This is a genomic window from Vibrio sp. HS-50-1 (assembly GCF_024747315.1).
Taxonomy (GTDB): domain Bacteria; phylum Pseudomonadota; class Gammaproteobacteria; order Enterobacterales; family Vibrionaceae; genus Vibrio; species Vibrio diabolicus.
Window position 1 is genome coordinate 156,347 of the sequence record NZ_JAMPZF010000024.1, and the last position, 18,461, is coordinate 174,807.

An 18,461-nucleotide genomic window follows, 5' to 3' on the forward strand; every position below is an offset into this window, starting at 1 on the left:
AACTTATTCATTAGTTTGAGAAGAAACGTATTTCGCTAGGTTTGCTACAGAAGCAAAGTGTTCGCGCGTGTTTGAGTCGTCGGCATCAATAACGATGTTGTATTGTTTTTTAATTGCGAGTCCAAGCTCAAGTGCATCGATAGAATCTAAGCCAAGTCCATCACCAAAAAGTGGTGCATCCGTTTCAATATCATCTACGGTTAAATCTTCAAGGTTTAAAGCATCAATAATAAGTTGCTTAATGTCGTTGTGTAACTGTTCCACTGGGACCTGCTTATTAATAAAAGTTTTCTGGAAAAATGTTTTCAGCTAGGTGCTGTTGTAAGCGTCGCGCCGCTATTGTCGGCGACGTAGTTTGCTTTATAAAAGGGTCAATCTCAACTTTATCCTTAACTTCAACCCTGAAAAAAGGCTTTGTTGCCGGTACTTGATACCATTTTTTCTCTTTTGTGAGGAAACTTGGCGTTACCGTAATATGGACAACCCTTAAATCTCGTTCTGTTCTTACCGCAATTTGTGCTGCGCCGCGTTGTAATTTTGGTTCTACACCAGGTGTTGTTCTTGTCCCTTCAGGAAATATAAGCAACACGTTGCCTTTGTTAAATCGTTCATCACAAAGTGCTAATAAATCATCCGGCGCTTCATTGGGAATATATCCGGCTGCTTTTACGATGTGCTTCATAAAAGGATTCGACCATATTGCCGATTTTACTAAACAGTCGCAGCGATTTAATTGTGAAGCAATGAGAACGTAATCGATTAAACTAGGATGGTTGGCAACAATTAAACAATTACGATCTTGTTGAAGAATATCGGCACCAATAATTTCGTAATCGATTGCTCCACTTAACTTCATCAATTTACAAAAGGTGTTGAATGAATATCGAATCGCACCTTGAACTTTATATTCACGTTCGGTTTGATCCGAAACGAAAATACGAATGGTCGGAATAACAATGAAGCTCAGTGTTAAACCACCTAACCCAAATACTGAAAAACAAAAGCCGGTTGCTAGCACACGCCAATACTGATTTAAGCGACTCATTGCTTTTGCCATTCCCAAATTTGTTGCGGAGCGTGAATAGTCCACTGATTTTCATCTGACAAGTAGTGTTGCAAAAACGCTAAGCCTTGTGGCAACGGGTGGTTTGAGCATTTTGCACTGATGCCGCTTTGCACCGTGAAGCCATCTCCATGAGAAAGTATCAAGCCGAGTCCAAACCCTTGGTATTGTTGGTTTTCATATTCTAAATAAGAGTCAGGCATAGGCTCATCAAAATCAACAAGCAGGACTTTTTTATCAGGATTATCAGATAAAAACAGCCATGCTTCTAATATTGCACTTTGGAATGTGTTTTCTGCCGCAGCGATCGAAGTTAGGGGGATGGGTTGTTTGGTTGCAATAGTGGCAAGCCCTGCGGCGGTATTATGCACGGACTGAGAAAAAGCCATCGGAGACGCTTCTTCTCCGTTAATAATATCTTTAACTAACGCAACACTGCGATGCAATTCGCCATGACGACTCGAAAATACGAGGTAATCAACCTGATGTTGATTAAGCAATTCGATTGCCGTTTGCACTGCCAGTTTGCTAAGTGGACTCATTCTTCTGCGCATCATCGCAGGAATATCTGCAACATTGATTTTGCCATCTTCTGGCCATGTTATCTCTGTTGCCCATTGTTTCCATTCATTGGATTCGGATAAACCGAATGAATTCGCTGTCCACGCATCAATATTGAACGAAATGTTGATCTTCGAGTTTGGCATATTGGGTTAAATTGTTTATTTTACAGCTCGATACAAATTGGGCTTTACCCAAAGTCATAATAAAAAAGGAAATTATCATGTCGCGTTTTAAGCTGTATGTCTCGTTATTATTAACTTTGCTTCTTGTCGGTTGTGGACGAGTACAACCTGTAATGAATGTGGAGGATACTCCAGTTGCTTATGATCTTCAAAATAAACAAGTAAAAATGGCCATTGTGCAATCGGCAACCAACCGAGGTTGGACGATTGAAGAAGTAAGCCCAGGTGTTCTTATTGCAAAAATTCACGTTCGTAAACACTTTGCAGAAGTAAAAATTCCATATAACAACAAATATTACTCAATTATTTATCTCAACTCAGTAAATCTAAAAGCCAGTGATGGCAAAATCCATCGCAATTACAATCGTTGGATAAACAACTTGAATGTTGATATTCAACGAGCTATTGCATTGTTAGGCTCTCAGTCTAAACAATAAAAATATTAATTGCAGTTAGGTTTTTCCGTGTTAAATCAAAATAATGACCCTTTTAATGCTTTTGAAGCAAAAACAGAAGCTCAGAAGTTATCTTTTGCACCAATCGTGTTCCAGACCGCCAGAACGCTCCGAGATTTAGGTATTTTAGCCGCGCTAGACAGCGCCGGTTCACAAGGCATGAGTGCCACGGACATTGCCGAGAAAACGGGCGTGTCAGAATATGGTGTCAAAGTATTGTTGGATATGGCGATTAGCGCACATATTGTTTTATGGGAAAGACCTAACTATTCGCTTGCGAACCTTGGTTTTTACCTTCTTCACGATGGTATGACGAACGCAAACATGGATTTTACGGCTGATGTCTGTTACGCCGCGATGATGCATCTGACGGAAGCGATTCAAGAAGGTAAGCCTTCAGGTTTGAAAGAGTTGGGCAATTGGGAGACGATTTATCAAGGTCTGTCGACGCTGCCAGACCAAGCCAAACAGAGTTGGTTTAAGTTCGATCACTTCTATTCGGATCGCTCGTTTCCATTACTGCTTAAAGAAGTGTTTGCAAGCAAGCCAAAGCACCTCGTGGATATTGGCGGAAATACCGGGAAATGGGCTATTCAGTGTTGTAATCATGATCCTGATGTTGAAGTTACCATTGTCGATTTGCCGCAGCAATTAGAAGTGGCGATGTCAAATGTCTCAGAAAACCAGTTCGCCGAGCGTGTACGTCCATACCCTGCCAACATGCTTGATAAAGCACAAACATTGCCTGAGCATGCTGACGTATGGTGGATGAGCCAGTTCTTGGATTGCTTTTCACCAATTGAGATCCTAAATATCCTTAAAAAAGTCAAAGCCCAGTTAACGAAGGGAGATACTATTTACGTATTGGAGCTATTTTGGGATGCCCAAAAATACGCGGGTGCTTCCTATAGTCTTAATGCAACCTCTCTCTACTTTACCTGTTTAGCCAACGGCAATAGTCGTTTTTATCGCAGTGATGATTTCTTAGAAATTGTCGAAGCGGCAGGTTTATCTGTCGCCGAAAGAACCGACAACATTGGCCTTGGTCACACCTTATTAAAACTACAAGCAAACTAAATTCAGAATGAAAACAGAGCTCAAGCAAGTTGTCGTCGTAGGAGCGGGCCCATCTGGCTCCACCGTTTCTGCGTTATTAAAATCGCGTGGCATAGATGTCGTTGTCATAGAAAAAGCCACCTTTCCACGTTTCTCTATCGGAGAAAGCCTGCTTCCTGCATGTATGGAGGTTGTCGAGCAAGCCGGAATGACCAATGCGGTAAAGCAGTTTGGCTTCCAATATAAAGATGGCGCTGCATTTCGTCGCAATGGTGTTTACACCCAGTTCGATTTTACGGACAAATATACCCCAGGGCCGGGTACGACGTTTCAGGTGCAACGTGCCAGTTTTGATAAAGTGCTCGCCGACAGTGCCGCAGAGCAGGGCGTCGATATTCGTTATCAACATGAGCTAGTTAGCTTGGCGTTTGAAGGCAAAAAATCGCGCTTAGAAGTTGTTGGGCCGGATAAACAGACCTATCAAATCGAAGCTGATTTTGTTTTGGATGCGAGTGGTTTTGGCCGTGTTTTGCCACGCTTGTTGGATCTTGAAGAGCCTTCTTGTCTTCCTCCAAGAAAAGCGATATTTACTCATATTGAAGATCGTATCTCTCCACAAGAGCCAGAGTACGATCGCAATAAAATTCTGATTTCCGTACATCCTGAAAATCACGATGTGTGGTACTGGCTGATTCCATTCTCGAATGGTACGTGTTCGTTTGGTGTGGTGGGTGAGCCTGAGTTTTTTGAGCGATACCCAGAGGATAAGCTTGCAGCTTTGCAGCAGTTGGCGAATGAAGAGCCGGGGTTGGCTTCTGTGTTGCGAAACGCGAAGTACCCAAATCCAACAGGAGAGTTGGGTGGCTATTCAGCGAACGTCAAACGCTTAGCGACAGAAAACTACGCACTGCTTGGTAATGCCGGCGAGTTTCTTGATCCTGTGTTTTCATCTGGCGTCACCATTGCCATGAAGTCGGCGGAATTTGCGGCCGATTGCGTGGTTCGTCAATTAAATGGTGAAGTGGTTGATTGGCAAGAAGAGTATTCGGAACGCTTGATGGTGGGGGTGAACACATTCCGCACTTATGTGGAGGGGTGGTACAGCGGCACATTGCAAGATGTGATCTTCTATCAAAACCCGAATCCACGTATTAAGCAGATGATTAGCGCGATTTTGGCTGGGTACGCTTGGGATACAAACAACCCTTACGTAAAACAAAGCGAACAACGTTTGTCGACGCTCGCTGAGCTGGTTCGAGAAGCGGAACTGTAAGAGTATAAATTCTCTTAGCTGAGGATGCGTAAACCTAGGTCTTACCGAGAAATTGGTAAGACCTTTTTTATTCTCGACAATACCTTTTTATTTGTACTTCGAGCTTACTGGAGACATCTTGACCACTTGTTTCGAGGTGTATCGAATTTGAGAAAATTTATAGTGATTATGATCACATACATACTCATTGTTGCTGATATTTATATTAAACGTGTAGGAAATGGATTACATTTTGGGAGTGTTCCCTAAATCCGGCTTCGTTGTGAAAACGGTTTATAAGCAACTGTATAAATTAGTAAAGTTCCAAAAACTGCACCAAAAAAAAGATAAGTTTCTTGCCAAATCAATTCGCTTGGTGAGTTCGAACCATCGACTACGCCAAACACTTCCTTTACTTTCTCGAATTGTCAAAGAACACGACGCGCCAACGGTCTCTTCGGTTGTTGATCCCGATAACGCGGTGGCGTGGGGAGGCAAAGTTTCTCCAGAGTTCAAATGCAAAGTCATTCGTATTAGTGAAGAGCTGGAGATCAACCCTAATCATCTGATGGCCTGCATGGCATTTGAAACCGCTGAAACCTTCAGTCCAAGCATCAAAAATGGTTCAGGAAGTGGGGCGACAGGGTTAATTCAATTTATGCCCTCTACCGCTGAGTCATTAGGAGTGAGTACGAAAACTCTTGCGAGGATGAGCGCGGTCGAGCAACTTGACTATGTAAAAGCCTATTACTGGCCATATCGCCATAAAATTAATAGTCTGGAAGATACGTATATGGCAATTCTCTATCCTGCTGCGATTGGCAAACCGTCTTCTTTCGTTTTGTTCAAGCAAGGCTCGATTGCATACCGACAAAATGCGGGTATCGATCGTCACAATACAGGAAAAATCACGCTTAATGATGTTTCCTATAAAGTACGGAAAAAACTAGAGAAAGGTTTACAGCCCAATTTGATGGGATAGGGCCGTGTTTTATTCAACTTCGCTATTGTTGGTTGGTGTATCGGTGTCTTTGGTGACTCTGACTTGCATAATGCGATGTTTTTTAACGAGGAGTATGTCAAATCGCCAACCTTGGTAGTGAATGTGCTCCCCAACATTTGGGACTCGACCATAAAGCCATGTCAAAAGCCCATTTAATGTTTGAAAGCCTTCTCGCTCTTCGCCTTCTATGCTGCTCAGTTCGAGTTTATTCTTGAGCTCATTGAGCGGGATCAACGCGTCCATCAACCAGCTGCCATCTTTTTGTTGCTTGGCCCACACTTGCTGTGGAGCCATGCCCAGTTCTCCAGCAATTGACTTTAACAAGTCGTAAAGGGTTACTAGGCCTTGTACATCACCATACTCATCGACAATAAAGACCATTTCCGCACTGGTTTGTTGCATGTAGTTAAGGAGAGGTAACCCTTTCATGGACTCGGGTACAAAACGCGGACGCTTGAGCTGTTTAGCCAGTTTACTGATAGACAATTCGTCATATTCATCGAGCAGGACTTTGGATGAAATGGTACCAATAATATTGTCCAAACTACCCTTACAGACTGGCCATACGGAGTGTTGGGTTTGGCGAAGGTCAGTAAGGATGACATCAATAGGTTGGTTGGCATCTAGGTAATGGATATCGCACCGTGGTGTCATTAACGATAATGCTAAACGATCGTTAAGGTGGAGTAAGTTGCGAATCATCAATTGCTCTTGTGGCTCAATCGCACCGGACTCAGAGCCTTCGCTAACAATAGCAAAAATATCCTCCTCGGTAACAATCTCACCGTTGCTGTCGTTTTGGCGCAATAATCGGAGAAAAGTATCGGTTGAAAACGTCAATAAGAAGACAAAAGGAGTGGTGAGCTTGGCGAGCCAGTGGATCGGATAAGCTACGATAATAGCGATGGTTTCTGCGTTGTTTTGTGCAAAGCGCTTGGGAACGAGTTCTCCCACCACAATCGCGAAGTAGGTGATCATGAGCACGACGCTCATCGTTGAAAGTACCGTGGCTATCTCTCTTTCTAGCCCTTGGGTTACTAACCAATTTTCGAATGGTACTGAAAGCGTTGCTTCACCAAAAATACCACTTAATAGCCCGATGACGGTAATGCCTATTTGGATCGTGGAAAGAAACTGAGTCGGATTGTTTTTAAGTTCGAGCGCTAAAGCGGCAGAGGCGTTGTGTTCTGCAATTAATTTTAGCCTTCCGCTTTTGGCTGCGACTAGAGCGATCTCTGACATAGCAAACGCGCCATTGAGTGCGATTAATCCAACCAGCAGTAATACGTCCATAACGTTTCCCAGTAATGTACACGTTAGCAGCATAACTAGATTCACGCGCAAGAAATGTGATGTTGCGAGTAAATCATGCAGCGCTCTATTATCGGGCTCTACGCGCATGAATCCTTCTGTTACTTCACTGGGATTCTGATACACTACGCGCCCATTTCCTCTGTTGAGACGTTTCTATGCCATTTTCTAAGCTTGGTTTAAGCGCATCTATTACTGATGCAGTAAAAGCGCTAGGTTATGAAAAACCGACCTCTATCCAACAAAAAGCCATTCCAATCGTACTGCGTGGTAGCAACTTAATTGCTGCAGCACAAACGGGGACAGGTAAAACGGCCAGTTTTGTTCTACCAATCTTAGAAAAGCTTAGTCAAGGCGAAACGCAACGTAAAAAACGCGCTCGCGCTATTATTCTTACGCCCACACGCGAACTTGCGCTTCAGGTTCATCAAAGCATTGAAGCTTATGGTAAAAACTTACCGCTGCGCTCAATGGCGATGTTTGGTGGTGTGGATTATGTGCCACAAAAACAAGCCTTGATCGAGGGTGTCGATATTGTGGTAAGTACGCCGGGACGTTTGATTGACCTGTACGGTCAACGCGCTATTCACTTTGATGAAGTGGAAATGCTAGTGCTTGATGAAGCGGACAAAATGTTGGACATGGGATTCATCGATGCGATTGATAAGATCGTTGATTGCATGCCAGAACATGTTCAAAGTCTGCTGTTCTCGGCAACGCTATCTAACCCTGTTCGTGATTTGGCGAAAAACGCGATTATTGATCCTGAAGAGATCACGATTGCAAAACACAGTGCATCTAAGTCGAACATCAAACAGTGGATCACCACCGTCGATAAGGACATGAAGTCGTCGCTGTTAAGTCACATGCTCAAAGAAAACGACTGGTCACAAGTACTGGTATTTATTGAAACCAAACACGGTGCTGCCAAGCTTGTTAGCCAACTTGAAAAGCGCGGCATTGTGGCTGAAGCGTTTCACAGTGGCCGTAATCAGCGTGTTCGCCAAGAATTAATAGAAAAGTTCAAAGCCGGTGAAATCCAGTACCTAGTCGCAACTGGTGTTGCAGCGCGCGGTATTGATATCGATAACTTGCCCGTTGTTATTAACTACGACTTACCGTATCCAGCAGATGAATATGTACACCGTATTGGTCGTACTGGTCGTGCTGGCGCACAAGGTGAAGCGATCTCATTAGTCTCAAAAGATGATTTTAAAAACCTTTGTATGATCGAGAGCCGTTTAGGGCACTTGCTAGAGCGAGTGGAAATTGACGGCTTTGCACCAAGAAAGCCAGTGCCGATTTCTATTTTAAATTACGTACCTAAGAACAAACGTAAACCGCACGATAAGCGCGAATCAAAATAGCCTGTTTTATCTCTACGATCCAAAAGCCGCATTGTTGCGGCTTTTTGCGTTTTAGGGAGTTTCACTCATGGGTTGACAGTGTTGGCTTTTATGCCGTAATGAGGAAAAAAGTTAATTTATGTCATACGCTTAACACTCAAAGTGAGTCAGCTTTCGTAAAGCTTTTGTCAATTCTCTGTCCTCAGGTTTGCACAAGGTTAGGAATGGGCGCAGACTTTTTTGCTTGCTAGTGAATGCATAAGATGAGGCATAAATGAAAACAGGTGATAAGCAATTCGCCGTTATTGGTCTTGGCCGATTTGGTTTGGCAGTGTGTAAAGAGCTACAAGATTCAGGAGCTCAAGTTTTAGCGGTTGATATCAACGAAGACAGAGTTAAAGAAGCTGCCAGTTTTGTTAGTCAGGCAATTGTGGCTAATTGTACTCACGAAGAGACGGTTGCTGAGCTTAAGCTTGATGATTACGACATGGTGATGATTGCTATCGGAGCGGACGTTAACGCCAGTATTCTCGCCACACTGATCGCCAAAGAAGCGGGAGTGAAGTCAGTATGGGTTAAAGCCAACGATCGATTTCAAGCGCGTGTCCTGCAAAAGATTGGTGCGGACCACATTATCATGCCTGAACGTGACATGGGGATACGTGTCGCGCGTAAAATGCTCGATAAACGGGTTCTTGAGTTCCACCCTTTAGGTAGTGGCTTAGCCATGACGGAGTTTGTGATTGGATCTCGTTGGATGGGTAAGACATTAAGTGACCTCGCACTGTGCAAAGTCGACGGTGTGCAAGTACTCGGGTTTAAACGGGGGCCAGAGATTACCAAGGCGCCAGACCTTAATACCAAGCTGGAAATTGGCGATCTCATTATTGTGGTTGGCCCGCAAGATGCGCTAGCAAATAAATTAAAATCACTATGACGCAGTTTCATCAAAAAGGCGTTTTTTACGCGCCAGATGGTAAACGAGAAAAAGCAAAGGGTAACGAGCCGCGGATTATATTGCTGAGTTTTCTCGGTGTATTGCTGCCTTCTGCCGTGCTGTTAACTTTGCCGGTTTTTTCTGTTACGGGCCTTTCGATAACGGACGCTTTGTTTACCGCAACATCCGCCATCAGTGTGACAGGGCTTGGTGTTGTCGATACCGGGCAGCACTTTACGTTAGCCGGAAAAATCTTGCTGATGTTTTTAATGCAAATCGGTGGGTTGGGACAGATGACGTTGTCGGCGGTTTTACTCTATATGTTTGGTGTGCGTTTAAGCTTACGCCAGCAAGCGTTAGCGAAAGAAGCGCTAGGGCAAGATCGACAGGTCAACTTAAACCGACTGGTGAAGCGGATTGTGATTTTTGCGCTTGTCGCAGAATCTATTGGGTTTATTTTCCTTTCCATTCGTTGGGTTCCTGAAATGGGCTGGCAAACCGGCATGTTTTACGCGTTATTTCATGCAATTTCTGCGTTTAACAACGCAGGGTTTGCTCTGTTTTCGGACAGCATGATGAGCTTTGTGAATGACCCGCTGGTTATCTTTACCCTGGCCGGGTTATTCATTTTTGGTGGGCTTGGTTTTACTGTTGTCGGAGATATCTGGCTGAACTGGCGTAAAGGTTTCCACTTTTTGCATCTTCATACCAAAATCATGCTTATCGCGACACCGATATTGCTCCTCGTTGGGACGGTGATGTTTTGGTTACTCGAGCGGAGTAACCCAAATACAATGGAATCGTTACCTTTGACGGGTCAATGGTTGGCGGCTTTCTTCCAATCCGCTAGTGCTCGAACGGCCGGATTCAACAGTGTCGACTTGGCGCAGTTTACCCAGCCAGCTTTATTGATCATGATTGTTTTGATGTTGATTGGTGCTGGGTCCACCTCAACGGGGGGCGGTATTAAGGTTTCCACATTTGCCGTTGCGTTCGTGGCTACGTGGACCTTTTTGCGCCAAAAGAAACACGTGGTTATGTTTAAACGAACCGTAAACTGGCAAACCGTGACTAAGTCACTCGCCATTATCGTTGTGAGCGGCGCCATTCTGACAAGCGCGATGTTTTTATTGATGCTCACAGAGAAGGCAAGCTTTGATAAGGTCATGTTTGAAACCATTTCCGCATTTGCGACGGTAGGACTTACCGCTGGTTTGACGGCAGAGCTTTCTGAAACTGGCAAGTACATTATGATCGTGGTAATGATCATTGGTCGTATCGGGCCACTCACGCTTGCCTACATGTTGGCCCGCCCTGAACCTACCTTAATCAAATACCCAGAAGACGCCGTTCTTACAGGGTAAAGTAGTGTTTATCTGCACCCCACCGACCATAACGAGCACTGATTAATAGCAGTGCTCGTACATTTATAAAATATGTGGTACGTTGCCCAATTTTATCTACAAAGTCGCAGAAGTTTATTTCTTCTTCCTTTTGTTTCGATACTATTCATTCACTCAATTTATACCCTCGGAAGCCACACTTACAAAAGTATTTGGGCATCCGACGCTTTTGTAACGTGATGCTAAATAATATTGTGTTATCTGAGCGAATTGATACCAGCCTTAGTCGTTAGCCACTTAACCTCATTCTATGTTTATGGGTTACTGTGTACTGGCTGTGCTTGGAATTAAACGAATCGAAAAGATGGAGCCGTACTTTGAAGTTCAACACACTCGCCTTGACTATGCTAACTGCGCTTCTTGCAGGTAAGAGCATGGCAACTACTCCGCCATCACCAGTTTGGCATACTATTGCGTTGAGCGATGGTACCTCTAGTGAGGCAATTTTACGCGGCACTGCCGATTTCCACTGGTTTGAAGATAAACAAGGTAATGCCTTGGTTCATGAAGATGGCATTTGGTTTTTTGCACAGATTCAGCGCGAGTCAGACATCCCAACGTTACGCTCGACGGGTGTTGCTAAAACTCAATCGAGTGATGCGCCTGAATCGGCGAAGTTTCGCCCGGATCTACAAGTTAAGCCGCAGTTATCTTCTCTAAAAACCATTGACCCGATGGCGCGCCAAAATCTATTGCGTTCGGCGCAAGGTTATCAGGCGATGAGTAGCTCATCGGTGAAGCAACAACCACTGTTGGTTGTGCAAGTCTCCTTTGATGACCAAGCAATGGTGCATGACTTCGAACAACGTGTGTTTAATACCGATGGTCAAAGCGTTGTCGATTATTTTGATAAAAACTCTCAAGGGAAATTCAAAGTTGTCCCTGCGATTGAGAGTTATGGTACCGCAAATGATGGTGTGATCAATGTGACCGTGGCGCAAAACCACCCAAACTGCCACTCTAGCTCAACTGACAAGACTTGCACTGCCAAGTTGAATGCGGTCTTCACCGAAGCGTATCAAAAACTGGATCCGTACTTTAATCTTTCGGCTTACGACAGCAATCAAAATGGTACCGTAGAACCGTCAGAACTCTCAGTTATGTTTATTTTTGCGGGTGGCGACCGTTCAACCGGATTCCTTGATCGTCCTTCTATTTGGCCTCATAAATTCTCTCACGACGATGTGACACTAGATGGCAAAAAAATTGCCGATTATTGTGTGTTTGCTGACTACCAAGTTGATCATCAAGCGACGTTAGGCGTGATCGTACATGAGCTTGGCCACTTAATGCTTGGCTTGCCGGATTTGTACGCAAGGAACAGTGATGCTTCGATCGGTTCTTGGGGCGTGATGGGCGGTGGTTCATGGGCACAGAAACCGGGAGACTCATACGCAGGAGACACGCCAGTGAACATGAGTGCGTGGAGCAAACACGCCGCTGGTTTCGTAGTACCAACGATCACTCATGAAAGCCCGATGCCTATTTCCGTGAACAACGACGATGTCAAACTGGTGTATCTCGACCCATACTTGAAAGAGTTTGGCCCACGCGTTTATTTGGAAAACCGTACCTTTAGCGGTTACGACCGAGCATTGGCGGCAGAAGGCATACTAGCGACGTCGGTTAATGTCCAGAATCGCTTTAACGATGTTGGCGCGATGCAGGTTCAAATCATGCAGGCCGATGGTCTGAGTGAGTTAGAACATGATGGAAGCAGTGATGCCGGCGATTTGTATCCTAATGGTGGTAATGTTATTTCAGATACATCGACCCCGGGTCTGAGAGCGATCGCCGGGTTTGATACTGGGGTTCGTATTTCCAACATTGCCAGCAATACCAACGGCGGCAGTTTTTCTCTTGAGCATATAAACGAGCCAAATAAATCGGCATGGTTGAACTCTCTTCACCAAGGTTATGTGTACGCAAGTGGCAGTAACACTCTGGCGGTATCATTGGATTTGAATGCTGAGACAAAGCTTGATGGTCTTCAACTTTACGCGCAAAGCAATAGCGCTCAAAGTGACATGACTTATCGAGTATGGCGATTCCCATTCTCAGGTAACGCGGGCTACCGATTAATATTGGATCAGAACAATGCTGAACTTTTACAGCAAGGTAGCTTCCAAAAGCCATCCCGAATTTTATTCCCTCAACCGAGCCAATTAAGTGCGGGTCAGCACCTGTTAGTAGTGGAATTAGAAGGCGGTGAATTTGAATCGAACTTTGACTTTGGCCGCTTACTAAAAACTGAAAAATCATCCCTGCCTGTAATGTGGACTGGTAATTACAATGAGATAGGTACGTTTGGTTTAGAGCAAGCCGGGTTCTCTTATGTTCCGTTTGCAGCACTCTTGAATGTGGAGGCGAACAACATTGTTGAAGCGAAAGCTGACTCACTGCAAACCGATAAGAATACGCCAATCGATCTGAACTTGATGGACAATGATTTCATGGCCATAGGATATCAGTTCAATGTGGACATTGTGCAGAAGCCTGAGCACGGCACCATTTCTGGCAACCAATACCAACCTGAAGCTAACTTCGTTGGTTTGGACAGCTTCCAATATCGTTTGCTGTCTACGGATGGCGTGTATTCGTCTTCGGTTGTGAGCGTGCAGGTCGAAGTACTTGGTAGTAATGAAGCACCAAAAGCGCTCATCGATGTGGATAGCCAAAAGATTACTGCTGGACAGAAAGTAACATTGTCGGCGGCAAACAGCACAGATGCGGATGGCGATGTGTTGAACTACCGATGGGAGCAATTGGCTGGTACTTCAGTTTCTATCGGAAATTCGACCAGTGCTACGGCAAGCTTTACAGTGCCTCAAGGTATAAAAGCGGGTGAGGTTCTGACATTCCGTCTAACCGTTACTGATCCAAGTAATGAAACCTCCAGTGCTACCGTCAATTTAACCATGCAAAACGCAGCGCCAGTCACGTTAGCAGATACGGCGACCGTTGCCGTTGGTGAAAGCATTGTGATTGATGCTGCTGGCAATGATTCGGATGTGAATGGCGATAAACTGGTTGTAGAAAGCGTACAGAACCTAACGGGCGTGGGAAGTGCGAGTGTAGAAAATGGCAAAATTCGTTTTCAAGCTCCGGATAGTGCGGTTGATAACATCAAGCTGCAATATACGGTTTCAGATGGCAACGGTGCTACCGCAATAGGTGAAGTGACCGTGACGGTTGTCGCTTCTTTGAAAACAACGACATTCAAGAACTCTGAAGGTAGTGGCAGTGTTTCTTATTGGGCTCTGATGTTACTTGTTGCATTGGGCTGGCGACGCCGCGTCTAAAACGATATCGAATTACCGTATAAGCCACTCACATTGAGTGGCTTATTTTTGTACCCGTTTTGCTTCCTAGTACCTCTCATTATCTTATGAGATGTGTTTCTCATTATTTTTAAAGCGATTTTTCTATTCAGCGGGTACCCTATGGGCAGATTTTTATAAATTAAGGATGTTGTATGTCAACCGAGGACTTTTCTGTTTCGGCAATATGCCGAGAAGCAGCAGTTATGGTCAGAAGGAACCTACTCGCAATTGTCATTGCTTGTATTCCATTGATCATCGTGCACTCAATTTTTGTGTTTATGTATCCTGAAATGACGGGGCAAGATCAAGCGAACGCTCAAGAAGGAAACATCGCGGGATTTTATTTCGTCACAATCATTTTATACCCACTTGTTGCCGCGATGGCGGCTGTGCGTGTACACCGAATTTATTTGGTTGGCGATTACATGCACTCAGCGTTGGATGTATTTCGCTTGTCAGCCAGAGAATTCCGTTTCATTGGCTGGTGGATATTATTTGGGTTGATGATGATGCTCGTCATTGGTATCCCAATCTTTGTGTTGTCGTTTCTCTATATTGCAGAAAGTGGTGAACCTGATTTTGTCGCCATGGCATTTATCACAACGGTTGCAAGCATTCCGGGATATTGGGTGATGGCGCGCTGGTCGTTCGTGTTGCCAGCGACCGCAATGGATCATCAGCCGCGCAGCTTGCGTCGTTCGTGGAACCAAAGCAGACCATACAACAAACAAGTATTCATTTTGATGGGCTTAATTCCATTGGGCGCGGGATTGCTCAGTCAGCTTATCTTTAGTCACTTTACTAACCTCTTCATGCTGAGTCTTGTGGGTGTTGCCTATGGTATTTTCGGTGCGTACCAGTTGGCTTTGTTATCGTTGAGCTATAAAACGGTCGTGGATATTGAACGCGCTCGTTTTGATACACCATCAGAGCCACCAAAAACGGGTGAAGAGTTTTCCGCTTAATCATTTGATCGCTTTTACATACCACTTCCGTTTGTGAGGTGGTATGCAGCGGGTTAATACCTTCCTACCGCCTTCGCGTTATTCACGCAAAATACCCATGCCCATTTCATGGCTGAATGACAGTGACGTTCACACGTATACTGACAGCAGTACTTCTTTTTATTAAGGAACCCCACATGTCCATTTGGCAACGGGTCAGTTTCACCCATCGCTTTAGTCAATTACCGTCAGCTTTCTATACTTTGGTCGAGCCGCAACCCTTGGATAATACTCGTTGGGTCGCTTGGAATGGTGAGTTGGCGCAGCAGTTTGGTTTACCAGCAGAGCAAAACGATGAGCTATTGGCTGTTTTTTCTGGGCAAAGCGAATTCGAACCGTTTCGTCCTTTGGCGATGAAATACGCAGGACATCAGTTTGGCGTTTACAACCCAGACTTGGGCGATGGACGTGGATTGCTGTTGGCGGAAATTGAGCATCAAGATGGCACTTGGTTTGATATTCACCTTAAAGGCGCGGGGCTAACCCCCTACTCGCGAACGGGGGACGGCAGGGCGGTGTTGCGCTCAACCGTTCGTGAGTATCTATGTAGTGAAGCCATGGCAGGGCTTGGGATCCCGACGACCCGTGCTCTTGGCATGATGGTCAGTGACACGCCGGTTTATCGCGAGAAAACAGAATTCGGCGCAATGTTGATTCGTATGGCGGAGACCCACGTGCGTTTTGGCCATTTCGAGCATTTTTTCTATACCAATCAATTGGCAGAGCAGAAGTTGCTGGCGGACAAAGTGATCGAGTGGCACTTTGCTGATTGTGCATCGGCAGAGAAGCCATACGCTGCAATGTTTGGTGAAATTGTTCAGAAAACAGCGGACATGATTGCTTATTGGCAAGCGTATGGGTTTGCTCATGGGGTAATGAACACCGACAATATGTCGATCCTTGGTCAAACGTTTGATTACGGCCCGTTTGGTTTTCTTGATGATTATGAGCCGGGATATATTTGTAATCATTCCGACTACCAAGGCCGTTATGCATTTGACCAACAGCCAAGAATTGCGCTTTGGAACCTCTCAGCACTCGCGCATGCGCTATCGCCACTCGTTGAGCGAGAAGATTTAGAAGCGTCGTTGAGCCAATTTGAAGTCCGGTTGAGTCAGCAGTTCAGCCGCCTAATGCGTGAGAAGTTGGGTTTAAAAACCAAGATCGCGGAAGATGGACGTTTATTTGAAGCAATGTTTGAGCTCCTTCACCAAAATAACACGGATTACACTCGCTTCTTTAGAACGCTTTCAAATCTTGATACTGATTCTTCTCAAGCCGTAATCGACTTGTTTCTCGACCGAGAAGCTGCGCGAGCTTGGCTTGATCTGTACTTAGCTCGATGTGAGCTAGAGGTTGATGAACTAGGGGAGCTGATTTCAGCCGAACAGCGTTGCGAACAGATGCGTCAAGCCAATCCCAAATACATCTTGCGTAACTACTTGGCTCAGTTGGCCATTGATAAAGCGGAAGAAGGGGACTTTAGTGAATTACACCGATTGGCCGAACTGTTAAAGCGCCCATTTGATGAGCAACCCGAGTTTGATGATTACGCGAAATTGCCACCGGAATGGGGGAAGAAAATGGAGATAAGCTGTTCTTCATAATGGGTCATTTCCCACCCATTTGAATCTTTTTCTTGGGTGGAATTCACTCGTTATACTCTGTGTTCATGTTAATGGGCTTTGTTAATTTATTGAAATGCATATGAATTTTAACATGGTCCATTAATTGCTCTTTGTTGAACATCCGTACCCATCGCCTAATACCTAGTTATTCATGGACGGGATGGGATGTGATTCAACAAGGAGAATAATAATGTTTAAGCCTCTAACTCTACTATCTGTCTCTGCGCTTGCTGTAACGAGCTTTAACGCTGCCGCGAATTGTGACCCAGGTGAAACGGTCATCAAGTTCAGCCATGTAACGAACGCGGACAAACACCCAAAAGGTATTGCGGCTTCGTTACTTGAAAAACGCGTTAACGAAGAGATGAACGGTAAAGTCTGTATGCAGGTGTTTCCGAACTCAACGCTTTACGATGATGATAAGGTGTTGGAAGCACTACTAAATGGTGATGTTCAACTCGCTGCACCTTCTCTTTCTAAGTTTGAGAAATTCACCAAAAAGTACCGCCTTTTCGATCTGCCTTTCTTATTCGACGATGTCGACGCTGTTGACCGCTTCCAAAACTCTGAAGCCGGTGAAAAGCTGAAAAACTCAATGAAACGACGTGGCCTACAAGGTATTGCGTTTTGGCATAATGGCATGAAGCAAATGTCAGCCAACAAGCCGCTCATTTCTCCAGCCGATGCTGAAGGGCTTAAGTTCCGTGTTCAAGCTTCTGACGTTCTCGTTGCTCAGTTTGAACAGCTAGGCGCAAACCCGCAAAAAATGTCATTCAAAGAAGTGTACGGTGGCCTGCAAACTAAGGTTATTGATGGTCAAGAAAATACTTGGTCAAACATCTACGGCAAAAAGTTCTTCGAAGTTCAAGATGGCATTACGGAAACGAACCACGGGATTCTGGATTACCTAGTAGTGACGTCAAACGACTTCTGGAAAAACTTACCAGACGAGCAGCGCGAGCAGCTAAACACAATCATCCAAGAGGTGACAGCGCAGCGTAATGCTGAGTCGACCAAAGTGAACCTGGCGAACAAAAACAACATCATCGAAGCTGGTGGTGTGGTTCGCACGTTAACGCCAGAACAGCGCCAAGAATGGGTCACTGCACTTCAGCCAGTATGGAAGAAGTTTGAAAAAGACATTGGTTCTGACCTAATCGAAGCCGCTTTGGCTTCTAACCAAAAATAATAACGCCTAGCACGCTTAGCCCTCTCGATTAGAGGGGGCTCTTTTCCCCTACAGACGACGTGATGTAATTATGGAACAGACTTTTTTTGCCAAGGCTGGACGAATCACCGATGCCATTGAAGAGACTTTGATTGCTTTCTTCCTAGGTGCCATGACCTTGTTAACCTTTGCCAATGTCATCTTTCGTTATGTCTTTAACGACAATATTCTTTGGGCGCTTGAGCTCACCGTCTTTATGTTCGCATGGATGGTGTTGGTCGGCGCTTCTTACGGTGTGAAAAAACACTTTCATATTGGTGTTGATGTGATCATCAACATAGTGCCAGAGGGCAAACGAAAAGCCTTGGCGTTATTTGCTGCAATATGCTGTTTAGCCTTCTCTATTTTGCTTTTAATTGGCTCTTGGAACTACTGGTATCCGTTCGCCACAGACCGAGCGTGGTATGAAACGGATGATATTCCAATGCCGGAAATGCTTCAGTTTATGGCGGATTGGTTAAACGAGGGAGAGCGTTACGAAAAGCTGCCACGTTTTATTCCTTATTTCGCTTTGCCGCTTGGTATGGCGTTGCTAACGCTGAGATTTGCTCAGGCAACATGGCAAATTGCTACCGGAAAGCTCGACCGACTGATTGCAGGGCATGAAGCAGAAGAAGAGCTAGAGGCGCTTCAAGAAGAGATGAGTGATGCCGGTGATCTTATGGCTCCAAAGGCCTCAGACAATTCTAAGAGCAAGGAGCAATAA

Annotated in this window: 16 protein-coding genes; 12 read left to right on the top strand and 4 right to left on the bottom strand. The window is 44.9% G+C overall.

Going from position 1 to position 18,461, the window contains the following annotated elements; all coding sequences use genetic code 11:
* Nucleotides 1–3: 3 nt before the first annotated feature.
* From NDJ01_RS10400 to NDJ01_RS10410, 3 genes are read right to left on the bottom strand one after another with little or no spacing between them, the layout of a single operon-like run.
* Complete coding sequence (locus NDJ01_RS10400) at nucleotides 4–264, bottom strand: phosphopantetheine-binding protein (protein WP_005382278.1); 261 nt, start codon at nucleotides 262–264, stop codon at nucleotides 4–6.
* 13 nt (nucleotides 265–277) lie between these two features.
* Entirely contained in the window at nucleotides 278–1,045 is a 768-nt protein-coding gene (locus NDJ01_RS10405) for a 1-acyl-sn-glycerol-3-phosphate acyltransferase (RefSeq protein WP_047009495.1), read from the bottom strand.
* Entirely contained in the window at nucleotides 1,042–1,770 is a 729-nt protein-coding gene (locus NDJ01_RS10410; protein WP_182019047.1) for a beta-ketoacyl synthase chain length factor, read from the bottom strand. The genes NDJ01_RS10405 and NDJ01_RS10410 overlap by 4 nt, the downstream gene beginning before the upstream one ends.
* 77 nt (nucleotides 1,771–1,847) lie before the next feature.
* On the opposite strand from NDJ01_RS10410, the gene NDJ01_RS10415 reads away from it, so the two are divergent.
* The 4 genes from NDJ01_RS10415 (at nucleotide 1,848) to NDJ01_RS10430 (ending at nucleotide 5,554) form a co-directional block, all read left to right on the top strand.
* Nucleotides 1,848–2,246 (top strand): hypothetical protein, encoded by a 399-nt coding sequence (locus NDJ01_RS10415; protein ID WP_005390458.1) that lies wholly within the window; start codon nucleotides 1,848–1,850, stop codon nucleotides 2,244–2,246.
* A 27-nt stretch (nucleotides 2,247–2,273) separates the two neighbouring features.
* Nucleotides 2,274–3,341 carry a methyltransferase gene (locus tag NDJ01_RS10420; protein WP_258586664.1) on the top strand — a complete coding sequence of 356 codons (1,068 nt, stop codon included), beginning with the start codon at nucleotides 2,274–2,276 and terminating at the stop codon, nucleotides 3,339–3,341.
* A gap of 7 nt (nucleotides 3,342–3,348) precedes the next feature.
* Nucleotides 3,349–4,593 carry an NAD(P)/FAD-dependent oxidoreductase gene (locus NDJ01_RS10425; protein WP_258586665.1) on the top strand — a complete coding sequence of 415 codons (1,245 nt, stop codon included), beginning with the start codon at nucleotides 3,349–3,351 and terminating at the stop codon, nucleotides 4,591–4,593.
* A gap of 220 nt (nucleotides 4,594–4,813) precedes the next feature.
* On the top strand, nucleotides 4,814–5,554 hold the full coding sequence (locus NDJ01_RS10430) for a transglycosylase SLT domain-containing protein (protein WP_104971420.1): 741 nt from the start codon (nucleotides 4,814–4,816) through the stop codon (nucleotides 5,552–5,554).
* Between the two features lie 9 nt (nucleotides 5,555–5,563).
* Here the strand turns inward: NDJ01_RS10430 and NDJ01_RS10435 are convergent, their stop codons facing one another.
* On the bottom strand, nucleotides 5,564–6,868 hold the full coding sequence (locus NDJ01_RS10435) for a hemolysin family protein (protein WP_012842026.1): 1,305 nt from the start codon (nucleotides 6,866–6,868) through the stop codon (nucleotides 5,564–5,566).
* 176 nt (nucleotides 6,869–7,044) lie between these two features.
* Here NDJ01_RS10435 and NDJ01_RS10440 point away from each other — a divergent pair, with 176 nt between their 5' ends.
* The 8 genes from NDJ01_RS10440 to NDJ01_RS10475 all read left to right on the top strand — a co-directional run bounded on the left by NDJ01_RS10440 (nucleotide 7,045) and on the right by NDJ01_RS10475 (nucleotide 18,461).
* Nucleotides 7,045–8,253, top strand: coding sequence for a DEAD/DEAH box helicase (locus NDJ01_RS10440; protein WP_258586666.1), 1,209 nt, complete (start codon nucleotides 7,045–7,047; stop codon nucleotides 8,251–8,253).
* A 253-nt stretch (nucleotides 8,254–8,506) separates the two neighbouring features.
* Nucleotides 8,507–9,169 carry a TrkA family potassium uptake protein gene (locus tag NDJ01_RS10445; protein ID WP_006742864.1) on the top strand — a complete coding sequence of 221 codons (663 nt, stop codon included), beginning with the start codon at nucleotides 8,507–8,509 and terminating at the stop codon, nucleotides 9,167–9,169.
* Nucleotides 9,166–10,533 carry a TrkH family potassium uptake protein gene (locus NDJ01_RS10450; RefSeq protein WP_258586667.1) on the top strand — a complete coding sequence of 456 codons (1,368 nt, stop codon included), beginning with the start codon at nucleotides 9,166–9,168 and terminating at the stop codon, nucleotides 10,531–10,533. The genes NDJ01_RS10445 and NDJ01_RS10450 overlap by 4 nt, the downstream gene beginning before the upstream one ends.
* Before the next feature lie 356 nt (nucleotides 10,534–10,889).
* Nucleotides 10,890–13,874 carry a M6 family metalloprotease domain-containing protein gene (locus NDJ01_RS10455; protein ID WP_258586668.1) on the top strand — a complete coding sequence of 995 codons (2,985 nt, stop codon included), beginning with the start codon at nucleotides 10,890–10,892 and terminating at the stop codon, nucleotides 13,872–13,874.
* 173 nt (nucleotides 13,875–14,047) lie between these two features.
* Nucleotides 14,048–14,860 carry a hypothetical protein gene (locus NDJ01_RS10460; RefSeq protein WP_005390499.1) on the top strand — a complete coding sequence of 271 codons (813 nt, stop codon included), beginning with the start codon at nucleotides 14,048–14,050 and terminating at the stop codon, nucleotides 14,858–14,860.
* Between the two features lie 176 nt (nucleotides 14,861–15,036).
* Nucleotides 15,037–16,506: a protein adenylyltransferase SelO gene (locus NDJ01_RS10465; protein WP_258586669.1), complete on the top strand. Its 1,470-nt coding sequence runs from the start codon at nucleotides 15,037–15,039 to the stop codon at nucleotides 16,504–16,506.
* A 211-nt stretch (nucleotides 16,507–16,717) separates the two neighbouring features.
* Entirely contained in the window at nucleotides 16,718–17,716 is a 999-nt protein-coding gene (locus NDJ01_RS10470) for a TRAP transporter substrate-binding protein (protein ID WP_012842023.1), read from the top strand.
* A gap of 70 nt (nucleotides 17,717–17,786) precedes the next feature.
* On the top strand, nucleotides 17,787–18,461 hold the full coding sequence (locus tag NDJ01_RS10475; protein WP_005390505.1) for a TRAP transporter small permease: 675 nt from the start codon (nucleotides 17,787–17,789) through the stop codon (nucleotides 18,459–18,461).